Raw genomic sequence first — 3,257 nt, 5'->3', positions numbered from 1 at the left:
TGTGGACGGTCACGTAATTCCTCAAGGGCCGTGGTCACGTAATTCCCCAGGTCCTGGCTGTGCGAGGGGCTAGGTTGGTGAGCGTGATGACGCGGGGGCGGATGTATCGGTATGTGGGTCCGGCGGAGTTGAAGACGCTCGTCCGGGCGGGTGGTGAGGGTCGGAGCGTCCGCTCGTCGGTGGACTTCGGCGCATGGGTCTCCGCGCTGACCCCGGATGAGTTGGCTGAGCCGTTCACGTTCGTCGTCGATGCCGGCGGGGTGCTGCGACTGGCTCCGCGCCGCAGCGAGCACGTGGTGTGCGCCGGCGGCGAAGAGGTCCTGAGCGCCGGTGAGATGAGCTTCCGTGAGGAGTCCGGGCGGTGGACGGTCGAGGAGGTCAGCAACCAGTCGACCGGCTACTGCCCGGACGTGACCTCGTGGCCGGCCGTGGCCGAGGCCCTGGAGCGGATTGGGATCGCGCGCCCGTCCGGCTTCACGCATGAGGTGGTCTTCCGCCGCTGCCGCTCCTGTCGGGAGCTCAACATCGTGCGGGAGGAGGACTTCGTCTGCGTCTTCTGCGGCGATGACCTGCCGCTGGAGTGGAACATTGCCGAGCTGGATCGCTAGGCGGTCGGAGGCTTGTCGACGGGGTTCTTCGGCCGCTTGTTCGGCCGGTAACTGGGGCCGTTCATGATCACCTGGTGGCTGGTGTTGATCAGCCGGTCCAGGAGCGACTCGGCGACGACGGGGTTGGGGAAGAGCGGATACCAGTCGCTGGGAGCCCGGTTGCTGGTGATGATCAGCGAGCGCCCCTGCCGCTCGGAGACCAGTTCGTAGAGGTCGTCGGCCTGGGCCGCGCTCAGCTGCCGCATCGCGAAGTCGTCCAGGATGAGGACGTCGGGTCGGATCAGCTCGCGCATGCGCTTGTCCCAGGTGCGGTCCGCGTGGCCGCCGGCGAGCTCGGCCAGGACCCGGCTGGTCTTCGCGAAGCGGACGTTGGCGCCCTGGCGGACGGCGAGGTGGCCGAGGGCCTGGGCGACGTGTGTCTTGCCGACGCCGACGGGGCCGAACAAGATCACCGACTCGCCGGCATGGAGCCAGCGCAAGGCGGCCAGGTCGCGGATCTGGGCCGCCGGCAGCTTGGGAGAAGCGCCGAAGTCGAACTCCTCCAGAGTGACCTGCTGCTCGAACTTCGCCTTCTGCAAGCGCCGTTGGAAGGCAACGGTCTCGCGGCGGGTGATCTCGTCCTGGCAGAGGACCTGCAGGAAGTCCAGGTGGCCGAGTTCACCACCGTGGGCCTGGATCAGCCGCGCGTCCAGGGTCTCCAGCATCCCGGACAGCCGAAGGGCCTTGAGCGACTCGCGCAGGGCGGTGTCCATCACGCTCATCGAGCGGCCTCCTCGGTGTCGTCGGCGTCAGCGTGGCCCGGGGTGCCCTCGAGCTCGCCGGAGGTCTGGGAGGGGATGCTCGCGGCGAACAGGCCCTCGGGGCCGTGGAGGAAGGCCGCGGCTCCGGCGTCGCCGGTCTCCGGCTCGGGGTCGGTCTCGGTGCCGGCGATCAGGATGCCCTTGATGGTGCGGTAGGACGGATCGCCGACGGCGATGGCCTTGGTGCAGGCCGCCTCCAGCCGCTGGTCGCCGTACTTCTTCCGCAGCCCGAGGATCCCCTGGGCCGCGCGGAGCCGGTAGAGCGCGTTGACCTCCAGCAGCTGGTCGATCACCTCGCGGCAGGCGTCGCCGACCTCGGGGGACTGGCTGCGGCACCAGATCGGCGTCTTCATCTGGAAGGCGATCTTCTCCGGCGGGTAGTCGCCTCTGTCGGTGCGCTTGCCCTGGTCGAGGGCGGCGTGGGTCTTGACCAGCTCGCCCTCGTGGAAGACCTGGACCATGGTGGCGGTGGAGCGGACGTCGACCTTGCGGCCGATCAGCTTCCATGGCACTGAGTAGAGGGTGCGGCCGACCTTGATGTGGATGTCTGGTCCGACCGCGGCGGTGGACCAGCGGGCCAGCACGAACGGCTTGTCCGGCAACGGCAACAGGGCCTTGGCCTCCACCGCCTCGAACACCGAGAGCGGGCTGGCACCGCCCAGCGGTCGGCACTGCCTGCGGCCAGCGGTGCCGGCCGACCACGTCAGGGCCTCGGCCTGCATCTGCTCGACCGAGGTGAACTCCCGCCCGCTCCAGAACGAGTCGCGGACATACGGCATCGGCCGTTCGACCCGCGGCTTGTCCTTCGGCTTCGCTGCCCGGGCCGGGTCGACCAGGGCGCCGTAGTAGGTCGCGAGCTCGGCATACGACTTGTTGATCTTCGGATCGTAGAGGTCCGGCCGGTCCACCGCCGTGCGCAGGTTGTCCGGCACCAACCGCCGCGGGACACCGCCGAAGAACCGGAACGCTTCGACGTGGGCCTGGGTCCAGGCGTGCTGGTCCATGTGGACCACCGGTCGGACGAACATGTGCCGTGAGCAGGGCAGCACCATCACGAAGGCCCAGATCCGGTGCCGTTTGCCGGTCGACGGGTTGATCCACTGGCCCAGGAAGCCGTAGTCGATCTGGGCCTCCGAGCCCGGCTCGACGTCGTCCCGCAGCACCGTCACCTTCGACCGGGCCGACTCGTCTGGGAGGTTCTCGGTCACCCACCGGCGGAACGTCGACAACGACACCGCCAACTTCCCCTCGTCTCTGAGGCGTTGATGGATCGTGGTCACGGTCGTCGTCTCCAGCAGCCCCTTGACCAGGTCGCGGTGCGGCTCGATCTCCGCCCACGTGACCTGGTTCAGCCGGCGCCGGGCCAGCTCCGGGAACCAGCTCTTGATCAGCTTGCCCCAGTCCGCCTCGCTCATGGGCGGCCCACCCGGGGCCATCCCGGACGCCTCCGCCGGCGCCAGATACTTCCTGATGGTCTTGCGGTCCACCCCCAACGAGGCCGCGAGCTGGTTCTTCGACCGGCCCGCGTACCAGTGGACGTAGATCTCGACGATGTCGACCACGGTGAAGGTTCTCCTTGCCATCCAGAGTGTCCGTCGACCTCTCGGCCTGTCGGTCGAGGGACGGTGACGACTCCGAGACGGTCAGGACCCTCAACCCGGCTCGGGGATGCCCAGGGGGAACCTGAACGATTCGGATGGAACGATCACTCGCAGGTCAAACCACCTGATCTGGGGTATTCGAGGCTTCCGCCGTGGTCAGGTTCCCCTTGGGGAGTCGTGACCGCGACCCTGGCCAATTCCGTGACCACGAAGCCTCAGAAGTGGGGGAAATCGCTGACCGTTCACAG

Annotated in this window: 3 protein-coding genes; 1 reads left to right on the top strand and 2 read right to left on the bottom strand. The window is 68.3% G+C overall.

Features of this window, described 5'->3' with window-relative positions; all coding sequences use genetic code 11:
* Window positions 1-86: 86 nt before the first annotated feature.
* Window positions 87-608 (top strand): hypothetical protein, encoded by a 522-nt coding sequence (locus ABD345_RS39790; RefSeq protein ID WP_344559696.1) that lies wholly within the window; start codon window positions 87-89, stop codon window positions 606-608.
* Here the strand turns inward: ABD345_RS39790 and istB are convergent.
* Both istB and istA read right to left on the bottom strand, forming a co-directional pair.
* Window positions 605-1,369, bottom strand: a complete 765-nt coding sequence (istB, locus tag ABD345_RS39785; RefSeq protein WP_344559694.1) for an IS21-like element helper ATPase IstB — start codon at window positions 1,367-1,369, stop codon at window positions 605-607. The two genes, ABD345_RS39790 and istB, sit on opposite strands and share 4 nt — an antisense overlap.
* Window positions 1,366-2,970 (bottom strand): IS21 family transposase, encoded by a 1,605-nt coding sequence (istA, locus tag ABD345_RS39780; protein WP_380276243.1) that lies wholly within the window; start codon window positions 2,968-2,970, stop codon window positions 1,366-1,368. Before istA ends, istB begins: the two co-directional genes overlap by 4 nt.
* Between the last annotated feature and the right edge of the window lie 287 nt (window positions 2,971-3,257).

It is taken from the genome of Kitasatospora saccharophila, from assembly GCF_039529925.1.
In the GTDB taxonomy this organism is placed as follows: domain Bacteria; phylum Actinomycetota; class Actinomycetes; order Streptomycetales; family Streptomycetaceae; genus Kitasatospora; species Kitasatospora saccharophila.
Note: the sequence above shows the minus strand (reverse complement) of the source record. Positions and strands in the feature narration are given on the sequence as shown.

Excerpts from the sequence above, each read along its gene's own strand:
- ABD345_RS39790 (WP_344559696.1), top strand. The coding sequence starts at position 87 with ATGACGCGGGGGCGGATGTATCGGTATGTGGGTCCGGCGGAGTTGAAG.
- istB (WP_344559694.1), bottom strand. The coding sequence starts at position 1,369 with ATGAGCGTGATGGACACCGCCCTGCGCGAGTCGCTCAAGGCCCTTCGG.